This window comes from Streptomyces sp. NPDC087859, from assembly GCF_044742595.1.
Lineage (GTDB): Bacteria > Actinomycetota > Actinomycetes > Streptomycetales > Streptomycetaceae > Streptomyces > Streptomyces canus_F.
In genome coordinates this window covers 67,035-87,286 of the sequence record NZ_JBIUUU010000023.1, presented here as the reverse complement: position 1 = coordinate 87,286, position 20,252 = coordinate 67,035, and the positions used below count along the sequence as shown (strand labels likewise).

Genomic DNA, 20,252 nt, shown 5'->3' with positions numbered 1-20,252 from the left:
CCCCCGTAGTCAGGACGTACGAGCCGGAGCCCGGCGTCGGCATCGAGTACCGGCCGTCGGACCAAGTGGCGGTCCGGCCAAGCTGACGTCCGGTCATGGAGGTCAGTGTCAGCGTGGCACTGGCTGCCGCCCGGTGGACGGGGCCTGCGTGTTCCCGCTCTGGTTCTCGTCCTGTGCGCGGAGACGCTCGCCCTCGACGTCCACATTGGGCAGGGCGCGATCCAGCCACTTGGGGAGCCACCAGGCGCTCTTCCCGAGCAGCGAGAGGACGGCCGGGACGATGGCCATGCGGACGATGAACGCGTCGAAGAAGACCGCGGACGCCAGCCCGAGGCCCATCATTTTGATCATGGACTCGCTGGAGCTGATGAAGCCGGCGAAGACAGCCATCATGATGATCGCGGCGGCCGTGACCACGCGGGCACTGTGCTTGAAGCCGGTGACCACCGCCTGCTTGGGCTCCTCGCCGTGGACGTATGCCTCGCGCATCCGGGTCACGAGGAACACCTCGTAGTCCATCGCCAGGCCGAAGATCACGCCGATCATGAAGATCGGCACCAGCGACATGATCGGGCCGGATTCCTCGACACCGAGCAGACCGGCCAGCCAGCCCCACTGGAAGACCGCGACCACAGCGCCCAGCGCCGCCAGCACCGACAGCAGGAAACCGAGGGCCGCCTTCAGCGGGACGAGGATCGAGCGGAAGACGACCATCAGGAGCAGGAAGGCAAGGCCGACCACCAACGCCAGGTAGGGGATCAGCGCGTTGGTCAGTTTCTGCGAGAAGTCGATGTTCATCGCAGTCGTGCCGGTGACCAGCACCCGGGCGTCTGTGTCGGTCTTGACGCCGTCGGCCTTGTCACGGATGGCGTGCACCAGGTCCTCGGTCTGCGTCGAGGATGGCTTGGAGTCCGGTATGACGGTGATCGTCGCCGTGTCGCCGGCCTTGTTGAACAACGCGGGCGTGACCGTCGCGACGTCCTTCAGGCCCTTGATTTCGTCGGTCACCGTATTGGCGGCCGCCTTCGGGTCACTGCTTTCCTTCGTGTCGACGACGACCATCAGCGGGCCGTTGAAGCCGGGGCCGAAGCCTTCCGAGAGGAGGTCATAGGCCTTTCGCTGCGTCGTGGACTCCGGCTTCGTGCTGTCGTCGCCCAGCCCGAGTTGCAGCTGGGTCACCGGGATGGCCATGGCCCCCAGGGCGACCACGCCCAGCACCAGGACGGCGACGGGCCGGCGGACGACGAAGCTTCCCCAGCGGGTGCCCATGTTGGGCTTGCCCTCGGCGTTCTCCTGCGCCTTCCTGCCACCGAACCGCTTGCTCTTCTTGCCTGTCGGCTCGATCTTCCGGCCCACGTAGCCGATCATCGCGGGGATCATCGTGAGGGCGATCAGCACCGCAAGCACGACTGTGCACGCCGCCGCGATACCCATCTTGGTCAGCACCGGGACGTCGACGACCGAGAGGCCGACGAGTGCGATCACGACCGTCAGCCCGGCGAAGACCACCGCCGAGCCCGCCGTACCCGTGGCCCGTCCGACCGCGTCCTCGCGTTCGCGGCCCTCGGCCAGTTCACCCCGGTAGCGGGAAAGGATGAACAGGGCGTAGTCGATACCGACGGCGAGGCCGATCATCATGGCCAGGATGGAGGTGGTGTCGCCGAGGTCGAGTGCGTTGGCGAGGGCCGTGATGCCCGCGACTCCGATACCGACCCCGATGAGGGCGGTCAGCAGCGGCAGTCCGGCGGCGACGAGCGAGCCCAGTGTGACGACGAGGACGACCGCGGCGACGGCGACACCGATGACCTCTCCGATACCGGTCTCGGGCGACGCGTCGAGCACGTCACCGCCGATCTCGACGGTCACCTCGGAGTGCCGGGACTCCTCCACCGTCTTCTCCAGGAAGTCCTTGGCGGAGTCCGTCAGTTCCTTGGCCGGGGCGGTGTACTTCACCTGCGCGTAGGCGATCGTCCCGTCCTTGCTCACCGCGTTGCGCTGCGTGAACGGGTCGGTGACGGAATCGACCTCGGGCCCCTTGCCGAGGTCCTTGACGGTCTGCTCGACGACGGCCTTGTTGTCGGCGTCTGTCATCTTCTCGCCCGCGGGAGCCTTGAAGACGACGTTGGCGCTCCCTCCGTCGGCGCTCGAGCCAGGCGAACGCTGCGCCAGCAGGTCGTAGGCCTTCTGGGACTCGATGCCGGGGATCGAGAAGGACGATGAGCCTGCGGCGGGCGCGTTGAAGGCCGCGACGCAGGCGGCGGCCAGCAGGGCGGCCCAGAACAGGGCGATGTAGTGCCGTCGCCTGAAGGCGAATCGGCCGAGTTTGTACAGGAAGGTAGCCACGGGACGTGCTCCGGGTCAGTCGTGGATGGTTCAGGGCAGAGGGCAGGCCCGACGACGATGGGGACCCTCCCATGCCCTGGAGACAGGGGGGAGGTTGTGCCAGGTACGGCTGGAGAGCGGCTTACTGCTGGGGACTGGGAGATGGGGAGGGTCCGACGCCGAGGGCGGGGAGAAACACGGCGTCGGCATACTCAGCCAGGAACGCCCGCGTCGGCGGGCGCTCGTCGATCAGAGTGCGGGCGAAGTAGCAGCCGATGAGCATGTGCGGCACAAAATCCGACGCAGGTTTGTCCGCACGGATCTCGCCTCGGTCGACGGCACGCTGCAACACCCGGTTGAATTCGGCCTGTTCCGGTTCGATGAGCAATTCGCGGAAGGCCCGCCCGAGGTGACGGTGCGTGCGGCCACGGCGTCCATGGTCAGCGAGCCATAGCCGACCTCACGAAGCAGATCGAGCACAGCCGCGTACAGCTCGGCCTCACGCTCGGGTGTGATCCGACCGCGACGCGGCGTTGCAATCTCGGCCATCACACCCCCTATGAACGAAACGGTTTCGTACGGATCACCGCACCCATGACCATACGTCAATCAGAATCAAAACGAAACCGTTTCGTACGTCACATCACGTGTCCGAGCTTTCGCCGGCCATGGCGCCCCCTCCCGATCGACCGCAGGGCCAAAGGCTCGCCGTGCCGGAGCGGACTCGAACCTCAGCACCTTGCCGCATCGCGTCTGACGTGCGTCGCAGATTGCCGTCACTGGGACGGTGCCGCGGACGAGCACAAGGCCCATCACACCTGGAGCCGCGCCACTCCAGCGATGCAAAAGCCGGTGTCCACGCAGTGCCGAATCGGATCAGGGACGCTCACACCTATGCCCCGCGCCCGATGCGAAAGGGACCGCTCGGGGGCAATGGCGGTTGACGCGTAACTGGTTCCACCCATGGACTGCCCCGGTGACCTGCAGTAAGGAGGCGTCGCGATCGCGGTCGGTCTGGGGTGCGCAGCGGTAGGACTGGGTGGACGCCTGCCCGTTCCAGCGCCAGGGCGCCCAGCCCGGACGACGCCGGCGATTCCGTGGCGTGGCGCACATTGGACCACGGGCTCACCGAAGGCAAAGGAATGGGACATCGAAATATGTTGTACTTGCCGTCGCGTGAGGCAGCCATGCCGTAACTGACACGTCGCCCCGCGATCGCACCCTCCCCGAGGCCTGAACGAACCAGTGCCTGGTGAGGTCGACGTCCAGGACCTGCAGCCCATCCAAGGCGCCGCGCCCGAGACGCTCAACGGCACGCTCTACCGGTGCGGGCCCGAGACCCACCCAGTACCCACCGACCTGGGCCGCCTGACCGTGGGCCGCGTAGGTTGCGGGACCGGCGCACATGGCCGCGTCGGGCAGATGGTGGGGCGCCTGGACTGCGAGGCGGTCGCGCTCACGCTCGCCGAAGTCGCAGAGGATCCGATTGGGCGGAGAGCCCCTCCCCCACCTCGGCAACATGCCTCGCGGCTTCGCCGCACTGCCCCTCTCACTCAACGCATAATCCAGCGGCCGTACTTCCGGGAGCATGCGGCGCCCCTGGCGTCGCGACAGCCCTCGCCAAGGTGGCGTCCCACCAAGTGATGTAGCCGTACCGGCCGTGTGGCTCCTCAGGGCCGAGGTGGCGATAGTCGGCTGGCTCACCCGGCCGCAGCGCGTGCTGCTCGCAGGCGTAAGCACCCCGATGCGGCACGGAGGCGACTGCGTCGGCCAACTGACCTGCGGAGTCACGGACCCCGCGCCGCTACACCACTCGACGGGACACCCCCCTCGCCAACGCTCGGATCTCTCCGCAATGCCCTCCTCATGGAAGTCAACTTATGTCCAGTACTCATGACGAAGTGGAACTCGACCTACGGGTGACCGCCCGTTGGGACGGCGCAGACGACGTGATCGTCCTCGAATTGGCCGATCCGTCCGGCGCCGACCTGCCGGAGTGGGCACCCGGTGCGCACGTGGACGTTGAACTGGCCGATGGCATGACGCGTCAGTACTCCCTGTGCGGCGACCCCTCAGACCGGTCGTCCTGGCGGATCGCCGTGCTCCGGGAGCCGACGGGCCGCGGCGGATCTCGGCATGTGCACGAGACGCTCACCGAGGGCGCAGAGGTTAGCCTCCGCGGGCCGCGCAATCACTTCCCACTCGTGCGGTCACCGCGGTACGTGTTCATCGCCGGCGGAATCGGCATCACTCCGATCGCGCCGATGCTCCGCGCCGCTGACGCGGCCAGCGCGGACTGGGAACTGCACTACGGCGGACGCAGCCGACGGTCCATGACGTTCCTTCAAGCGCTCGAAGACGCCAGCGGGCACAGGGTGACACCGTATCCGCAGGATGAAGTCGGTCTCATCGACCTGCATCGGATCCTCGGGACCCCTCAACCGGACACGCTCGTGTACAGCTGTGGCCCCGAGCCTCTGCTCAGGGCGGTCGAACAGCACTGCGCCAACTGGCCCGAGGGGACACTGCACCTGGAGCGGTTCAACCCGAGAGATGTCAGCGAGCCTGTGCTCACCGAAACATTCGAAGTGGAGCTTGCCGCGGCCGGTGTCACCCTCACCGTGCCTCCGGAGAAGTCCGTCCTGGAAGTTGTCGAGGAGGCCGGGATTCCTGTCCTCGCCTCGTGCCGGGAAGGGATATGCGGCACCTGCGAGACACGTGTTCTCGCGGGCGAAGTCGACCATCGTGACTCATTGATGAATCCGTCCGAGCAGGCGAGCAACGACACCATGTTCATCTGCGTGTCCCGGGCTGCCTGTCCCAGGCTGCTGCTCGACCTGTGACGACGGAGAAGACTCGCTGCAAACGATCGCGGCAGCCTTCAGCCTGGGTGTGTTCCCGCCGTGGCATCGGACGTGTTGACCGAGATCGTGGACGCCGGGCCACAACCGGACACGGCCGTGAAGTGTCTGATCAGCGGCGATGGACGTGTGTCTTCGGTACCTGAGCCGGCTCCGAAAGCGGCGCCCGAGGTGACGAGTCCACCCGCCTCCCTTGGATGACGACCCACGCCCCGGTCCGTGCAGCGGCACGCAGCCGTGCGCGGCCTCCTGGACCACGGCCTGAGCCGCGAGCCGCCGGTCGAGACTGGCCATCAACACCCTGTGTCGCCAGCCCCAAGCCCACGCCTCGGAAGAACCCACCACCGGCCGAAGGCCTGTCGGACGAGGTTCAGCGCCACGCGCCCGACCAGTCCGTCCCGTCCGTGGCATCAGCGCCACACGCCGAGCACGTCCCGCAGCCGGCAGTTGACGTCTGGCTCAGCATCCACCTATTGTCCTGTAAAACAAGACTGTAATCCTGAAAAAGGAGACACACCGTGGCGATTACAGGTCTCGGTCACACCGGTTTCTGGGTTCATGACCTCGACACGATGCGCGACTTCTACACGCGGGTCCTCGGCCTGACCGTGACCGACGAGGACGAGGAGCTGGGCATCGTCTTCCTCTCCTCCTGCCCTGAGGAGGAGCACCACGAGTTCGTCCTGCAGCGCGGACGAACCGCCCACGACGGCGCCAAGCTCACGCATCAGGTGTCCTGGCGGGTCGACTCTCTGGAGTCGGTCATCGAGTTCCACCACCGGTTCCGCGCCGAGGGCATCGAGGTGCAGCAGGAAGTCACCCACGGCAACGCGATCGGTATCTACTTCTTCGACCCCGAGGGCAACCGCAACGAGGTGTATCTGCGGGTGCAGCGCGACGTGCGACAGCCGTTCCGCAAGACCCTCAACCTCGACCAGGAGCCCGCCGACGTGATGGCCGACGTGGAGCGGCTGCTGACCGAGGGCGGCCCGGCATACCAGCCGGTCCAGTAGTCCACCGCACCCTCACACGCAGCCGATCGATGGAGTCCCGCCCATGAGCAATCCCCAGCCACCGCATCCGGAACCGCGGCGAAGATTCGCTTCGGCATCCAAGGTGCAAGCCGACGTACTCGTGGTCGGCGCCGGTCCGACGGGGCTCACGGCCGCCCATTTGCTCGGCTCACTCGGCGTACGCGTCCTGCTCGTCGAGCGCAATCCGACAACGAGCAACGACGCCAAAGCGATCAGTCTGGACGACGAGTCGTTGCGCACGCTGCAGTCGGCCGGCATCGACGAGGCGGTCTACCCGATCATCGTGCCCGGCACGGGGACGAAGTACTTCGACGCCGGTGCCCGACCCCTGGTGCACGCGCGCGGCCTCGGCGACCAGCGGTTCGGGCACCCGTTCAAGAACCCCTTCGCCCAACCCGACCTGGAGCGGGTACTGATCGAGGAATTGCGCCACCGCCCCGGCGTCGAAACCCGTTTCCGCACCCGGCTGTTCTCGCTGGAACAGCACTCCGACCGGGTACGGGTCGGAGTCGGACCGAGCGATGGCACGGAACCGGTCGAGCACTTCGCCGTCTCGTACGTCCTCGGATGCGACGGCGGACGCAGCACCGTCCGGGAACTGCTGTCCATCCCCATGCAGGGGCGCAGCTTTCCCGACGTGTGGCTGGTCGCCGACACCGTGGGAGATCCCCACGACCAGCGCTACGGCATGCACATGGGAGACCCCAGCCGCCCCACGGTCATCGTTCCGGGGCGCGACGGCCGGTGCCGCTACGAGTTCCTGCTGCACGCCGGGGAGGGCCTGCCCGGAGATCCCCCACCGTTTGAACTGGTACGCGACCTGTTGCGGCCGTATCGCGAGATCACCCCGGACCAGGTCGAGCGCGCCGTGACGTACACGTTCCACGCACTGCTGGCCGACCGCCTGCGCGACGGACGCTGCTTTCTTCTGGGCGACGCCGCCCACATGATGCCGCCTTTCGCAGGCCAGGGACTCAACTCCGGCGTGCGAGACGCGGCCAACCTCTGCTGGAAGCTCGCCGACGTCCTCGCCGGACGGTCGGGAGACATCCTCCTCGACACCTATGACACCGAGCGCCGCCCACATGCCCAGGCAGTCATCGACTTCTCGGTCCGGCTCGGCCGCATCGTCATGACGACCAGCCGCAGCCGCGCGCGGCTGCGAGACCTGCTGGTGCGCATCGCCATGCACACCCCGCAAGGGCGCCGGTACCTCACCGAGATGCGCTACCGGCCGAACACCCGCGTTCGATCGGGCGCCGTCGTCCCCTTCGACGCCAAAAACGGGTCACGGGTGGGCACCTTTCTTCCGCAGCCACGCGTCCTGCACGGTCCGCACCTCCAGGTGACCCGGCTCGACAACGTGCTCGGCCGTGGCTGGAGCCTGCTGGGCGTAGGCGTCACCGACGCCGACTGGAACACTGCGGCACACGCCGGTCTGCCCGCAGGCAAGCGGGTGTCAGTCGTCCTCGACGACCGCACCCCCCGCGACCGCCCGGGGCGCACCGCCGTAGCCGACGCCGACGGCCGACTCCAGGCGCTGTTCGGCGGGCTCACGGGACTCTTCCTGCTGGTGCGCCCTGACCGGCTGATCGCGGCCGTGTTCCCAGCCGCCCAAGCAGAGCGCGTCTCACACAGCCTGCGTCGCTTCGCGCCCGATGCAGGGCGCGATGTCTGCCCTGCCGCATCAGATGGCCCGGCCGAGATCAGTCACGAGGTCGTCCGACCGCGGCCCGCACCGACCGCGCACCCCGTCACCAAGAGCGCTTCCAAGACCCAAGGAGGGCCCCGATGAGGCTCAGCACCGTCCGGCTGTACGACGAGCGCGGCACAGCCGCTGCCCGCCAGGAAGGGGACGAGCTCGTTCTGCTGTCCTACTCCGACGTCGGCGATCTGCTGTCGAGCGGCGACGACTGGCCTCAACGCGCGGCCGCCGAGGACGGCGACCGCATCCCGCTGTCGACCGCGTCCCTCGCTCCCGTCGTCCCTCACCCGAACAAGATCGTGTGTCTGGGCCTCAACTACGCCACACACATCAAGGAGATGGGCCGCGCGACCCCGGCCCATCCGACACTGTTCGCCAAGTACGACGGCTCCCTGGTCGGACCCTACGACGACGTGCACATCCCGCCGGTGAGCGACGACCTGGACTGGGAGGCTGAGCTCGGTGTGGTGATCGGACACCGCGCACGTCACGTATCACCGGACCGGGCGCTGTCGCATGTCGCGGGCTACACCGTCCTCAACGACGTGACCGTCCGGGACTGGCAGCATCGCACCCGTGAGTTCCTGTCCGGCAAGACCTTCGAGGCCACCACTCCTGTAGGACCCTCGCTCGTCACACCGGACGAACTGCCGCGCGGCGCGTCCGGGCTGACGATCAGCTGTCTCGTGGACGGCACCACCATGCAGCAGTCCAACACAGCGGACCTGCTCTTCGATGTCGCCGCGATCATCGCGTACGTCAGCACCATCATCACGCTGCTGCCGGGCGACCTGATCGCCACGGGTACGCCGGGAGGCGTGGGTGCCGGCCGCGACCCCAAGGTCTTTCTCCGACCAGGGCAGGAACTCGTCACGGTCGTCGAGGGGATCGGCGAACTGCGCAATGCAGTGGTCAAGGACAGATTGTGACGCCTGGCGCCCATGACGCCCCGACACCCGTTACGATGTCTCGCATGTCAGGAACAGCGTCCACCAGCTATCGCGAGCGTAACTCCACGGCCGACCGGGCCCTGGACATCCTGCTCATGTTCACCGACACCCACCTCGTCGTCTCCGGCACCGCAGTAGCCGAGCGGCTCGGCGTGGCTCGCTCGACCGCGTACCGGTACCTCCAGAGCCTCGTGAGCAGCCGCTTCCTCGAAGAGGCACCGGGTGGGGGCTTCCGGCTGGGGCTGCGCGTCATGGAGATCGCACGGCTGGCACGCCGCAGTTATGGCCTGTCCGAAGTCGCCCTCCCGGCGATGACGACGCTCGCCGAGGGCGTGCAGGAGACGGTCCTGCTCACCCGGCGGACCGGAGAGCTGGTCGTGTGCGTCGATCGGGCCGAAGTGGGGACGGGCGCGGTGCGCATCTCCTACGAGAGGGGCAGCACTCTCCCCCTCAACGCGGGTGCCGCGGCACTCGTCCTGCTGGCCTGGATCCCCGATGAGGAAGCCCGACGGCTCCTTGAATCAGCAGACCTGCGCCGTTTCACTCCCTCTACCCTCACGGACGTCGACACTCTCATGCAGCGACTGGCCCACATCCGGCGCGCCGGATACTCGGTCACTCGTGGCGAACTCGACGCCGACGTGATGGGTGTCGCCGCTCCCATCCGCGACGAGCAACAGCAGGTAGTGGCAGCGGTGAGCATTGCGGCCTTGGCCTCTCGCGTGTTCCCCGAGGCGGAGGCGGAGCTGGCCCGGAAGGTTCAGGAGACGGCACGGGAGATCAGCGAGCGGCTGACTGCCGTCGGGGGCTGACACCTGGGTGGTGCCGAACGAGGGGGACGGACGCTGCGGAGGTTCGGGCTCGTGCGCAGGAACCAACGGGGGTCATTGCGTCGTCGGCGATGGACTCCTCCCAGGCGCGGCGGCCTCCTCCCGTCGCTGAACGAAGTGGCTCGCCCACGGCGGATACCGGGGCCGCCACCAGCGGTCCCGGTACCGGCGGTTGCCCCCGGCCGAGGCCTCGACCGAGGTCACGCTCGGAGAGGCCCGGTCCAGGCCGCAGTCGCGGGCCGTCGTCCCATGACGCTGGGCAACCTGTCACCTCTGGTAGGCGTTGAAGAAGCGAGCCGGGGTGAACAGCCGCCGGACGCCTCGATGCACTGGACCACGCCGGTGTGACAGTCGAGTGCCACGTAGCGGGGGGAGCCCGAAGCGCGGGCACAATGCGTCGTTGGCCATGGGCATCCCAGGAACCGTCCTCCCTCGATCTCCGGATCAGCGGATGAGGCCGGCCCCTGACTCACCTTCAACATTGTGCAATTTGCCACATTTCATGCAAATACTGTGCCTGCTGCAAGCTTGCGCTTTCCGGCGCTCTTCCGAAGCCGACATTGCAGCACCCCTGGCATGCCGACACGACGCCCCGTCGCCGCCACCTTCGACATACCGCTTGACATTCCGCAGCAATGTCCTGTTAATCAAGATGTGTGTCCTGCCTAGCGGGACATTCTAGCCTTCCCGGGCGGACCGATGCCCGGTTCCAACCGAGCGACCAGCGCCACCTGGCGCGACACCTCCGGGACCGAGGGGCGGCGCAGCCGGCGTGCCTCCCTACGCAACCTACGCAGAACGGAACACCATGACCCTTCTCGATGCAGCCGACTGGCAGGAGCGGATCTTCTCGGGCGGATGGGTCAAGGGCTCGGGTGAGCCGTACGACTCCACCGAGCCGGCGACCGGAAAGACGCTGGGCCGCGTCGGAGCAGCCTCTCCCGCCGATCTGGGCCGGGCCGTGGCGCACGCGCAGCAGGCCCAACGCGCATGGGCGGCGGTCCCGTACCTGGAGCGTGCGCAGGTACTGCGACGCGCCGCGGCCCTGTTCGAGAAGCACCAGGCGGAGATAGCGGAGTGGATCGTGCGCGAGTCGGGCGCCCCGCGCCTGTTCGCGGACACCCAGGCGACCGATGGTGGGGCCGAGGAGTGCTACGAGGCCGCCGCACTCGCTGCGGCTCCCTATGGTGAAGTGCTCCGCTCAGCCCAGGACCGTCTGTCGTTCTCGCGGCGACGCCCGGTGGGCGTGGTCGGTGTCATCTCCCCGTTCAACGCGCCGATGTTGCTGGCCATGCGTGCGGTGGCCCCGGCGCTGGCCCTGGGCAACGCGGTCGTCCTCAAGCCCGATCCGCGCACCGCGATCTGCGGCGGTGTCACCATCGCGCGGGTCTTCGAGGAGGCAGGGCTTCCCGAGGGCGTCCTGCACGTCCTGCCCGGCGGCACCGCCGTCGGCGCGGCGCTGGTGGACCACCCTCGCGTGCCCGTCATCGCCTTCACCGGGTCCACCCGGGCGGGGAAGGCCATCGCGGCGGCAGCCGCGCAGCGACTCAAGCGGGTGCACCTGGAACTGGGCGGCAATTCGGCACTGGTCGTCCTGGACGACGCCGACCTCGACAAGGCCGTGTCCGCAGGCGCTTTCGGCTCCTTCTTCAACGCCGGGCAGGTCTGCATGGCCGCCAGCCGTCACCTCGTGCACTCCTCGATCGCCGAGGAGTACACAGCCCGCCTCGCCGAGCGCGCCGACGCCACACCCGTGGGTGATCCGATGACCGGCACCGTCCTCATGGGCCCCATGATCGACGAGGGTCAGCTGCGGGCCACCCACACCGTGGTCTCCGACAGTGTCACCGCGGGAGCACGGCTCGCTGCCGGTGGTACCCATGAAGGCCTGTTCTACCGGCCCACCGTCCTGGCCGACGTCCCGCTCACCGCCCGCGCCTACGCGGAGGAGATCTTCGGCCCTGTCGCACCCGTGGTGACCTTCCAGGATCTCGACGAGGCCGCCAGGCTGGCCTCCGACAGCGAGTACGGGCTCTCGCTCGGCATCCTGACCCGCGATGTGGCCAAGGGCCTGGCGCTGGCCGACCGCATCCCGACCGGCCTCGTGCACATCAACGACCAGACCGTGAACGACGAGTCGACCATCCCGTTCGGCGGCGTCGGCGACTCAGGCAACGGCTCCCGCCACGGAGGCGCCGCTGCCAACCTCGAGGCATTCACCGAGCAGCAGTGGGTCACTGTCCGCCAGGAGATCCCCTCCTACCCGTTCTGACCATGGCCTAATCGGCAAGACGTCCCGTCCCAGGCAACCCCGCTCCCGCAGACCGACTCTCCCACCCGCACTTGGAGCACTCCGATGACCTCAGTCACCTCCGGCCCGGGTCTGGTCCCGCCCGACCCCATGACGATCGCGCCGCGTGCCGCGGTCCGGCCGTCGGTCCCACGGCTGGCGCAGGACGCCTTCGGCTGGGCGCACCACAACAAGTTCCTCGACGGCCCCTTCACCCCCTGGACGGAGGAGACCGAGGCCTACGACTTGGACGTGGAAGGAGAGATCCCGGCCGACCTCGCAGGAGCCCTGTTCCGGGTCTCGTCCAACCCCCGTTTCCAGCCTCGCGATCCCGGCCGCTATCACTGGTGGGAGGGCGACGGCATGGTGTGCGGAATCTATCTGCGCGAGGGCCGGGCCGCGTTCCGCACCCGCTGGGTGATGACCGATTCCATGAAGTTCGAGGTCGAGCAGGGCAAGGCCGTCTACAGCGGATTCGCCAACGGCGGCACCCCCGGCCCGCTCCCCCAGGACGCTCCACCCGCGAAGAACGTGGCGAACACCAACGTCGGTGTCTTCGGTGACCACCTGCTCGTCTACTACGAGGGCGGTCTGCCGTACGCGATGCACCCCGAGACCCTGGAGACGTACGGCACCCACGATTTCCACGGCGGCATCGACGTCCTGTGCACCGCCCACTACAAGATCGACCCTGACAGCGGCGACATGCTCTTCTTCGCCGCGACCGGGCCGGTCATCACCTGGTATCGGGCGGACGTGGAGACCGGGCACGTCGTGGAAAGCCACAGCATCGACATCAAAGTGCACGTGCTGATGCACGACTTCGCCGTCAGCAACCATTACGCGATCTTCTTCGTCACCCCGGCCCAGTTCCGGCTGGACCACATCATGCAGGGAAAGCCCGGGGTCGTCTGGGACGAGGCATCGCTCCCGCACGGCGTACAGATCGTGCTCATGGACCGCCGCACCCACACCGTCACCTGGCACGAAGTAGGCGGCCACTGGGCCAACACCCACTTCTACAACGCCTACGAGCACGACGGACAGGTCATCGTCGACGGCCACCGCATCACCCGCCTGGGCACCCCGGCCGACCGGCTCGACACCCCCGTCACCTCCCACTCCTGGTTCCCGCCGTCCCTGCCCCACCGCTGGCGCGTCGACCTGGCCACCGGCTCGGCGACGGAGGAGATGACCAGCGGTGTGGCCGGCGAGTTCCCGCGGATCAACGACGCGTACACCGGCCGGAAGCACCGCTACGGCTACTTCGTCACCACGCGCTCACTGGCCGAGGACACCATGAGCGATGGCCTGGCCAAGCACGACTTCCTGAGCGACGCCACGACCGTGATCGAGGGCCCCGAGGCTCTGACCAGCCCCGGTGAACCCGTCTTCGTTGCCCGCGAGAACGCCACCTCCGAGGACGATGGTTACCTGCTGACGCTGTGGTGGAACCGCCTCACAGGGTTGTCAGAGCTGCTCGTCCATGACGCCGCCGACCTGCGCCGCACTCCTCTGGCAAGGGTCAAGCTCCCTAGCCGCGTCCCCTTCGGCTTCCATGGCAACTGGGCCGATCACGGGACCCTGGACCGTGCCGTCTCGGCCTCGCGCGGCGGCGCCGGCTGAGACTCTGGAAAGCGGCAAAAAAGAACTGTCGGCGGGCGCTCGGCGTCTGGGGAACGACACGGCCCGGCCACGGTGACGCTCTGGACAATCGGCGTGAAGGAGAGTTGCACGCCCAACGTCACGTAAAATCGGCCACCCGCCACGTGCCGTGATCCCCACTGTGCTAGGGGCACTCGCCGGCCGAACGTGGGCGCGGTGCGCGTGGGTCCGCCAACCTGTCCCCGGACCTGAGCGATGAGACAGCCCCGCACGCCCTTCGAGGCTCGCCATGGCACGGGGGATGCCCAGTGGTACTCAGGTACCACTGGGCTGCCGAGTGGTACTCAGGTACCACTGGGCTGCCGAGTGGTACTCAGGTACCACTGGGCTGCCGAAGATTCCCCCGTGGTCCCAGGGTTCGGCCTTGCCGCGCTCGTAGTTTCGAATGCAGACGCCGCGGCCCATCCGCGGCCGAGTTCGCGGCAGGAAAGGCCCCTTCCCATGATCGAAGTATGCGAACTGACGAAGCGGTACGGCGACAAGACGGTCGTCGACAACCTGAGCTTCACTGTCAAGCCCGGTGAGGTAACCGGCTTCCTAGGCCCCAACGGCGCGGGCAAGTCCACGACCATGCGCATGATCGTCGGCCTGGACTCCCCCACCAAAGGCTCGGTCACCGTTGGCGGCCGGCCCTATGCCAAGCAGCCCGCACCACTGCACGAGATCGGCACCCTCCTGGAGGCCAAGTCCGTCCACCCCGGACGCAGCGCGTTCAACCACCTCATGGCGCTCGCCTACACCCACGGCATTCCGCGCCGCCGGGTCGACGAGGTCATCGAGCTGGCCGGTCTGACCAGCGTGGCCGGCAAGCGGGTGGGGGCCTTCTCGCTCGGCATGGGCCAGCGCCTCGGCATCGCGGCCGCCCTACTCGGCGACCCCGCGATCGTCATGCTCGACGAACCGGTCAACGGCCTCGACCCGGAAGGCGTGTTGTGGGTGCGCAACCTGCTGCGCTCCTTGGCCGACGAGGGCCGCGCCGTCATGCTCTCTTCGCACCTGATGAGCGAGACCGCGCTGATCGCCGATCATCTGGTGATCATCGGCCGCGGGCGCCTCCTCGCGGACACCACCGTCGACGACTTCACCCGGGAGGCAAGCGGCGGCGGTGTGAAGGTCGCCACCGCCGAGACCGCGAAGCTGCGCTCGCTGCTGTCCGGCCCGGATGTCACGATCACCTCCTCCTCAGCCGAGGAGCTGCTGGTGCTGGGGCGCGACGCCCGTGAGATCGGAGCGATCGCCGCCCGGCACGGGGTGGCGCTGTTCGAACTCACCCCGCAGTCCGCCTCGTTGGAGGCGGCTTTCATGGAACTCACCCGCGACGCCGTGGAGTACCAGAGTGCTCCGGCCGACACCGAACGAGAGGCCGCCTGATGCCCACCACCGCACTCCGCCCCGGCCGACGCCCCGGCAAGCGCGCCAACATCGCCGCAGCACCCGACGCCCCCACGTCCGCTACTGCCTACAAGGTGACTGGCCTGCGGGTGCTGCGCTCGGAATGGGCCAAGTTCTGGTCATTGCGCTCCAGTTGGATCACCCTGGGCGTGGCAGTGTTCCTGCTGGTCCTCTTCGGGACCATCGCCTCCTATACCTACAGTCCCGACGCCACCGCGCCCGGCGGGCCGCCGGGCGGGGGCAGCGGCGACAGCACCGCGGTGAGCCTGGCCCTGACCGGTGTCACGTTCGCCTCGCTGGCCGTCGGTGTACTCGGGGTGCTGCTGTCGGCGGGCGAGTACAGCACCGGCATGATCCGCTCCACCCTCGCCGCTGTACCGCGGCGACTGCCCGTCCTGTGGTCGAAGGCCGCCGTGATCGGCCCGATCGCCCTGGCCCTCACCAGCATCGGCGCCCTGGCTGCGTTCCTGCTGGGCACCCCGGGCCTGGACGGCGAGAAGATCGCCCTGTCCCTGGGCGACGACGGCGTCCTGCGCAGCCTGGCCGGCGCCGGCGTCTACCTCGGCCTGGTCGCCGTGTTCGGTGTGGCCCTGGGCGTACTGATCCGTTCCTCCGCCGGAGCAATCGCGGCCCTGGTCGGCATCCTGCTCATCCTGCCTGGCCTGGCCTCGCTGCTGCCCGACTCGCTCTACGACAGCATCAACCCCTACTTCCCCGGCAACGCGGGCCAGGCCGTCTACGCCCTGCACCAGTCCTCGGACTCACTCTCACCAGGGGCGGGCATCGCGGTCTTCGCCGGCTGGGTGGCCTTGACACTCGCCGGGGCGGCCTACCGCCTCGTCAAGACCGACGCCTGACCTGCGTACGAGGGCAATGGTATCCATGAGTCCGCACGCTTCGACAGTCGCCGCGGCTGGCGCCCGGGGGACGGCAGCAGTCCCGCCGTCCCCCGGGTTCGACGCCGCCTGGGCGCACCCGCTGCTTGGCCGGCTGCTGCGCGACCAGAGCCGCCGACAGCGGCTGGACCGCCGACATCCGTGGCTGCTCGACACCACGGTGGTGCTGGTCGTCACCCTGATCAGCCTGCCGGTTCTGCTCCGGGGCGACGGCAACGCCCCTTTCGGTGACACCACCACCCGTGACCAGCTGACCTCCGGCGCACTGTTCGGTTGCCTCGCCGCCCTCGTCGCTCCGCTGTGGTGGCGCCGCAAGGCCCCGGCGCTCACGTACTTCGTGATCGCGGGGGTCTCCCTCGCCCAATGGACGATGGGTGTCTGGCTGCCGGCGAGCGCCGGCGCACTCATCGCCCTGTACACCCTGGCCCGGGACGGTACGTTGCGGGTGCTGGGCTGGGCAGCCGCTCTGACACTCGTCCAGGCGATCCTGGTCGTCTTCGTGCTGGCGCCGACCGAACACCCATTCGTCGGCAGCTTCTTCCTGCTGGGCACGGTCACGGCGGCCATCGCCGTCGGCCTGACACTCCGCATCCGACGGATGTACCTGGCTGCCCTGGAGGACCGCGCCCGACGGCTGGAGATCGAGCAGGACCAACGCATGCAACTCACCGCGGCCGCCGAACGCTCTCGAGTCGCCCGCGAGATGCACGACATCGTCGGTCACAACCTCTCCGTCATGGTCAGCCTCGCAGACGGCGCCGCGACCCTCGCCGCCAACCGGAACGAGCAGTCCACCGAAGCCCTGCGCATCCTCGCCGACACCGGCCGCCAGGCCATGAGCGAACTGCGCCGGGTCCTGGGAGTCCTGCGCGCGGAACAGGACGAAGAAGGGACGCTCAGCCCGCAGCCCGGCATCCGGGATCTGGACCCCCTACTGGCACGTGTGCGCGCAGCAGGCCTGCGCGTGGCCTTCCGGACGGTGGGCGATCTCGACTCGCTGGGCAGCGGCGTACAGCTCACCGTGTACCGCATCGTCCAGGAGTCACTGACCAACACGCTCAAGCACACGGGGACCGGCACAGCCGCCGAGGTCGACATCACAGCAGAGGCGGGAGAGGTACGGATCCGAGTCACCGACACAGGCATACCCCCCGGGGCACCGCGGCTGCCGAAGCCGGCAGCACCGGACCACTACTCGGGCCACGGCCTGGTCGGCATCCGCCAACGCGCCGCCATGTATGGCGGCACCGTCATCATCGGACCACGCGACACAGGCCACGGCTGGCTCGTGGACGTCCTACTTGAGGCAACGTCCGTGCCGGAAGTATCGGGAGAACTCCTGCGATGACCACCGTGCTGATCGCCGACGACCAGCCCCTGCAGCGCATGGGCGTGCGCATGCTCCTTGAGGGCACCCTGGGCCTGCACGTGGTCGGCGAGGCCGAGCACGGTGCGGAAGCCGTCCGCCTGGCCGCGGAGTTGCGCCCCGACGTCGTTCTCATGGACATCCGCATGCCCGGAACGGACGGCATCGAGGCCACTCGCCGCATCATCGCCACCGGCGGCCGCACCCGCGTCCTCATCGTCACCACCTTCGACCTCGACGAGTACGCCTACGAAGGCCTGCGGGCCGGCGCCAGCGGCTTCCTGCTCAAGGACGCCCGCCCGGAGGAAATCGTCGCGGGTATCCGCGCGGTCGCGACGGGCGACGCCGTTGTGGCCCCCCGCCTGACCCGCCGTCTACTGGACGCCTACGCCCACCAGGTTCTCGCACCGGTCGGCGCCCCGGCCCTGGAGGATCCCCGCCTGCAGACCCTCAGCGACCGCGAACGCGAGGTCCTGATCGCCATCGGCCAGGGCTGGACGAATACGGAGATCGCCGAACGGCTCGTCCTCACCGAGTCCACCGTCAAGAAGCACGTCGGCCGCGTCCTCGCCACGATCGGGGCCCGCGACCGCATCCAGGCCGTGATCATGGCATACGACGTCGGGCTGGTCAGGGCCAAGCCATAGCCAGGGGATGACCACTTGCACGCGCAACACCAGCCTCTCCGGCCGGCCCCACCCCGCCGCGTACGACCCTCTCCGACGCACTCGGCAACTGACCCAGACAGACACTTCCGAAAACCGCTGACCCCCGGGCGGAACACCAGGGGCCCAAGCGGCCGACCACCCGTCGCCGAAGGAGTCTTCCCATGTCCACCCCGCCTTCCTCCGCCACCGCTGCACCGGCGCAGTCCATACGCCCCGAGCCCAGCCGGGCCGCCGCCGCGGGATGGCTGATCGCGGGCACCGTGGCCGCGATCATCTTCGACGCGCTGATCGCCCTGGTCTCCCGCGCGGCCGGAGCCTCCGACGACTTCGAGCCCCTCCAGCCCGGGCCATACGTCACCTTCACCGTCCTGGGCATCCTTGTCGGCGCAGCCGGATGGGCGGTGATCCGCCGGCGGTCGGCCCAGCCGCGCACCCTGGTGTACTGGCTGGTCCCCGCCGTCGTGGTCATCTCCCTCGTCCCCGACCTGCTGATGTTCGTCAGCGACTACATTCCGCACGCCGATGCCGCCGGGATCATCGGACTGGTGCTCATGCACGTCGCGGTCGCCGCAGTGGCCGTCGCCGCCTACCACCGCGCCCTGCCCCTGAACGACAAGCCCCGAAGCCGACTCACAGCCGCTCCGCCGTCACGCACCGGGAACCTTCTCACTGGACCACCGAGCCGTGAACCGTCAGGTCATCCACGGACGAAGCAGCCGTCGGCCCTGTCATAAGCAGGATTGACAGCCTGCGCGGAGACTCTGGGGTGGGAGTCGTCGACCGTGGTGCGCGCCGTTACGAACAGGTAGCGGTTGGCGCTGGTGGGCCACCATCGATGCCGCTCGGCCAGCTATGTGCTGGCCAGTCGGTAGGTGAGTTCGTCCAGGCAGACGGTGCGGTCGAGGCGTCCAGGGCGGCGGACCGACAGCAGCCCGCGACCCTGTTGGTGGGTCGGCGCCCGAGGGCCCGATCCGGAGGTACGCACCGGTCGCACTGCGCTATCCGTGTCCGTTGTACCGCCCTACGAGCCGGCCCGCGGCAGCATCCGGCTGCGGCCGAGGCCGCCAAGCCAGGCAGCTGACGGTTTGGGGGTGCGCTCGAAGGTGTGGGGGTCTACGGCGATGAGGCCGAAGGTGGGCTTGTAGGAGCCCCACTCGTAGTTGTCGAGGGCGCTCCAGTGCAGGTAGCCGCGCACGTCGAGGCCGTCCTCCAGAGCCGCCGTGACTTCCCGGAGCGCGCCGGTGGTGTAGTCGATGCGGCGGCTGTCGTCGTCGGTGGCGATGCCGTTCTCGGTGACGATCAACGGGACGGAGCCGACGATCTCGGCGGTGTGCCGCAGCGCGTGGCCGACGGCTCGCGGGTAGTACTCCCAGCCGGTGAGGGTGTGTTCGGCGTCGTCGGGCACGGGGAGGGGGCCGTCCGGGCCGACCCTGGTGCGAGTGTAGGACTGGACGCCGATCCAGTCGTCGCCGCGGGCGGCCTCCAGGAACACGTCCTCGCGGGGGTGGCGGTAGGCCGCTGCCACCTCCTCGGCGCCGGGCAGAGCCTGGTAGGACAGGTTGGCGACGGACCAGCCGACCTGGATGTCGGCGGAGATCGCCTTAACGGCGACCCTGGCGAGGTGGTGAGCCTCGATCAGGGCGTCGCCGATGGCCTTGTCGGGCAGCGGGAGACCCGCGGCGGGTGCCTCGGCACCCGACTCCGGAACGCCACCGAAGACCGCGGCGATGTTGGGCTCGTTTATCGTGCACACATGCCGGACGCCGGTGCCGATGACGGGCGCGGTCGCGGTGACGTACCGCTCGAATAGCGCGGCGGCACCGTCCGCCGTCCAGCCGCCGCGCTCGGCGAACCAGCGGGGTACGGTGAAGTGGAGCAAGGTGACCATGGGGCGCAGGCCGCGGTCGAGGGCGCCGTCGACCATCCGCCGGTAGTGCGCGAGCGCCGCGCGGGAGAACTGTCCCTCGGCGGGCTCGATGCGGGCCCATTCGATACTGAAGCGGTAGTCGGTGAAGCCGAGTCCGGCGAGCAGATCCATGTCCTCGCGCCACCGGTGGTAGCTGTCGGCGGCGTCACCACTCGGCTCGGTGACGCGCAAGGCGGCGGAACCAACGCTCTGTTCGAACTCCCACCAGTCGCTGTTGGTGTTGTTGCCCTCGATCTGGTGGGCGGCTGTGGAGGCTCCCCACAGGAAGCCGTCGGGGAAGGGAAGAGCGTCGGAAGGGGGAATCATGGATGGTCCTTTCAGAGGGTGCGCCGCCCGCGAGGGCGAG

At 68.6% G+C, this 20,252-nt stretch carries 14 protein-coding genes and 1 pseudogene; 12 read left to right on the top strand and 3 right to left on the bottom strand.

The window, feature by feature from the left end; translation table 11 throughout:
- Positions 1–108: 108 nt before the first annotated feature.
- Positions 109–2,343 carry an MMPL family transporter gene (locus ACIOHP_RS41890; protein ID WP_401895760.1) on the bottom strand — a complete coding sequence of 745 codons (2,235 nt, stop codon included), beginning with the start codon at positions 2,341–2,343 and terminating at the stop codon, positions 109–111.
- A 121-nt stretch (positions 2,344–2,464) separates the two neighbouring features.
- Positions 2,465–2,871, bottom strand: a pseudogene (locus ACIOHP_RS41885) (TetR-like C-terminal domain-containing protein).
- 1,352 nt (positions 2,872–4,223) lie between these two features.
- Between ACIOHP_RS41885 and ACIOHP_RS41880 the strand changes: the two are divergent.
- The 12 genes from ACIOHP_RS41880 (at position 4,224) to ACIOHP_RS41825 (ending at position 18,713) form a co-directional block, all read left to right on the top strand.
- A complete protein-coding gene (locus ACIOHP_RS41880; protein WP_401895757.1) occupies positions 4,224–5,165 on the top strand; it encodes a PDR/VanB family oxidoreductase in 942 nt (313 codons plus the stop codon).
- 536 nt (positions 5,166–5,701) lie between these two features.
- Positions 5,702–6,196, top strand: a complete 495-nt coding sequence (locus ACIOHP_RS41875) for a VOC family protein (RefSeq protein ID WP_401895755.1) — start codon at positions 5,702–5,704, stop codon at positions 6,194–6,196.
- A 43-nt stretch (positions 6,197–6,239) separates the two neighbouring features.
- Positions 6,240–8,012, top strand: a complete 1,773-nt coding sequence (locus tag ACIOHP_RS41870; protein WP_401895753.1) for a bifunctional 3-(3-hydroxy-phenyl)propionate/3-hydroxycinnamic acid hydroxylase — start codon at positions 6,240–6,242, stop codon at positions 8,010–8,012.
- The gene (locus tag ACIOHP_RS41865; RefSeq protein ID WP_401895751.1) at positions 8,009–8,851 is read left to right on the top strand and encodes a fumarylacetoacetate hydrolase family protein; all 843 of its coding nucleotides are present in this window, start codon (positions 8,009–8,011) and stop codon (positions 8,849–8,851) included. Before ACIOHP_RS41870 ends, ACIOHP_RS41865 begins: the two co-directional genes overlap by 4 nt.
- 44 nt (positions 8,852–8,895) lie before the next feature.
- Positions 8,896–9,684 carry an IclR family transcriptional regulator gene (locus ACIOHP_RS41860; RefSeq protein WP_401895748.1) on the top strand — a complete coding sequence of 263 codons (789 nt, stop codon included), beginning with the start codon at positions 8,896–8,898 and terminating at the stop codon, positions 9,682–9,684.
- Between the two features lie 826 nt (positions 9,685–10,510).
- On the top strand, positions 10,511–11,974 hold the full coding sequence (locus ACIOHP_RS41855; RefSeq protein WP_401895747.1) for an aldehyde dehydrogenase family protein: 1,464 nt from the start codon (positions 10,511–10,513) through the stop codon (positions 11,972–11,974).
- Between the two features lie 84 nt (positions 11,975–12,058).
- Positions 12,059–13,618, top strand: coding sequence for a carotenoid oxygenase family protein (locus tag ACIOHP_RS41850; RefSeq protein ID WP_401895745.1), 1,560 nt, complete (start codon positions 12,059–12,061; stop codon positions 13,616–13,618).
- Between the two features lie 480 nt (positions 13,619–14,098).
- Positions 14,099–15,028: an ABC transporter ATP-binding protein gene (locus tag ACIOHP_RS41845; RefSeq protein WP_401895742.1), complete on the top strand. Its 930-nt coding sequence runs from the start codon at positions 14,099–14,101 to the stop codon at positions 15,026–15,028.
- On the top strand, positions 15,028–15,906 hold the full coding sequence (locus tag ACIOHP_RS41840) for an ABC transporter permease (RefSeq protein ID WP_401895740.1): 879 nt from the start codon (positions 15,028–15,030) through the stop codon (positions 15,904–15,906). The genes ACIOHP_RS41845 and ACIOHP_RS41840 overlap by 1 nt, the downstream gene beginning before the upstream one ends.
- 25 nt (positions 15,907–15,931) lie before the next feature.
- Positions 15,932–17,293 carry a sensor histidine kinase gene (locus tag ACIOHP_RS41835; RefSeq protein ID WP_401895737.1) on the top strand — a complete coding sequence of 454 codons (1,362 nt, stop codon included), beginning with the start codon at positions 15,932–15,934 and terminating at the stop codon, positions 17,291–17,293.
- A complete protein-coding gene (locus ACIOHP_RS41830; RefSeq protein WP_401895736.1) occupies positions 17,290–17,958 on the top strand; it encodes a response regulator in 669 nt (222 codons plus the stop codon). Before ACIOHP_RS41835 ends, ACIOHP_RS41830 begins: the two co-directional genes overlap by 4 nt.
- A 182-nt stretch (positions 17,959–18,140) precedes the next feature.
- The gene (locus tag ACIOHP_RS41825) at positions 18,141–18,713 is read left to right on the top strand and encodes a DUF6069 family protein (RefSeq protein WP_401895734.1); all 573 of its coding nucleotides are present in this window, start codon (positions 18,141–18,143) and stop codon (positions 18,711–18,713) included.
- A 287-nt stretch (positions 18,714–19,000) separates the two neighbouring features.
- Here the strand turns inward: ACIOHP_RS41825 and ACIOHP_RS41820 are convergent, their stop codons facing one another.
- On the bottom strand, positions 19,001–20,212 hold the full coding sequence (locus ACIOHP_RS41820; protein ID WP_401895731.1) for a glycoside hydrolase family 1 protein: 1,212 nt from the start codon (positions 20,210–20,212) through the stop codon (positions 19,001–19,003).
- Between the last annotated feature and the right edge of the window lie 40 nt (positions 20,213–20,252).

Excerpts from the sequence above, each read along its gene's own strand:
- ACIOHP_RS41840 (WP_401895740.1), top strand. The coding sequence starts at position 15,028 with ATGCCCACCACCGCACTCCGCCCCGGCCGACGCCCCGGCAAGCGCGCC.
- ACIOHP_RS41855 (WP_401895747.1), top strand. The coding sequence starts at position 10,511 with ATGACCCTTCTCGATGCAGCCGACTGGCAGGAGCGGATCTTCTCGGGC.
- ACIOHP_RS41835 (WP_401895737.1), top strand. The coding sequence starts at position 15,932 with ATGAGTCCGCACGCTTCGACAGTCGCCGCGGCTGGCGCCCGGGGGACG.
- ACIOHP_RS41845 (WP_401895742.1), top strand. The coding sequence starts at position 14,099 with ATGATCGAAGTATGCGAACTGACGAAGCGGTACGGCGACAAGACGGTC.
- ACIOHP_RS41830 (WP_401895736.1), top strand. The coding sequence starts at position 17,290 with ATGACCACCGTGCTGATCGCCGACGACCAGCCCCTGCAGCGCATGGGC.
- ACIOHP_RS41860 (WP_401895748.1), top strand. The coding sequence starts at position 8,896 with ATGTCAGGAACAGCGTCCACCAGCTATCGCGAGCGTAACTCCACGGCC.
- ACIOHP_RS41865 (WP_401895751.1), top strand. The coding sequence starts at position 8,009 with ATGAGGCTCAGCACCGTCCGGCTGTACGACGAGCGCGGCACAGCCGCT.
- ACIOHP_RS41870 (WP_401895753.1), top strand. The coding sequence starts at position 6,240 with ATGAGCAATCCCCAGCCACCGCATCCGGAACCGCGGCGAAGATTCGCT.
- ACIOHP_RS41820 (WP_401895731.1), bottom strand. The coding sequence starts at position 20,212 with ATGATTCCCCCTTCCGACGCTCTTCCCTTCCCCGACGGCTTCCTGTGG.
- ACIOHP_RS41850 (WP_401895745.1), top strand. The coding sequence starts at position 12,059 with ATGACCTCAGTCACCTCCGGCCCGGGTCTGGTCCCGCCCGACCCCATG.
- ACIOHP_RS41825 (WP_401895734.1), top strand. The coding sequence starts at position 18,141 with ATGTCCACCCCGCCTTCCTCCGCCACCGCTGCACCGGCGCAGTCCATA.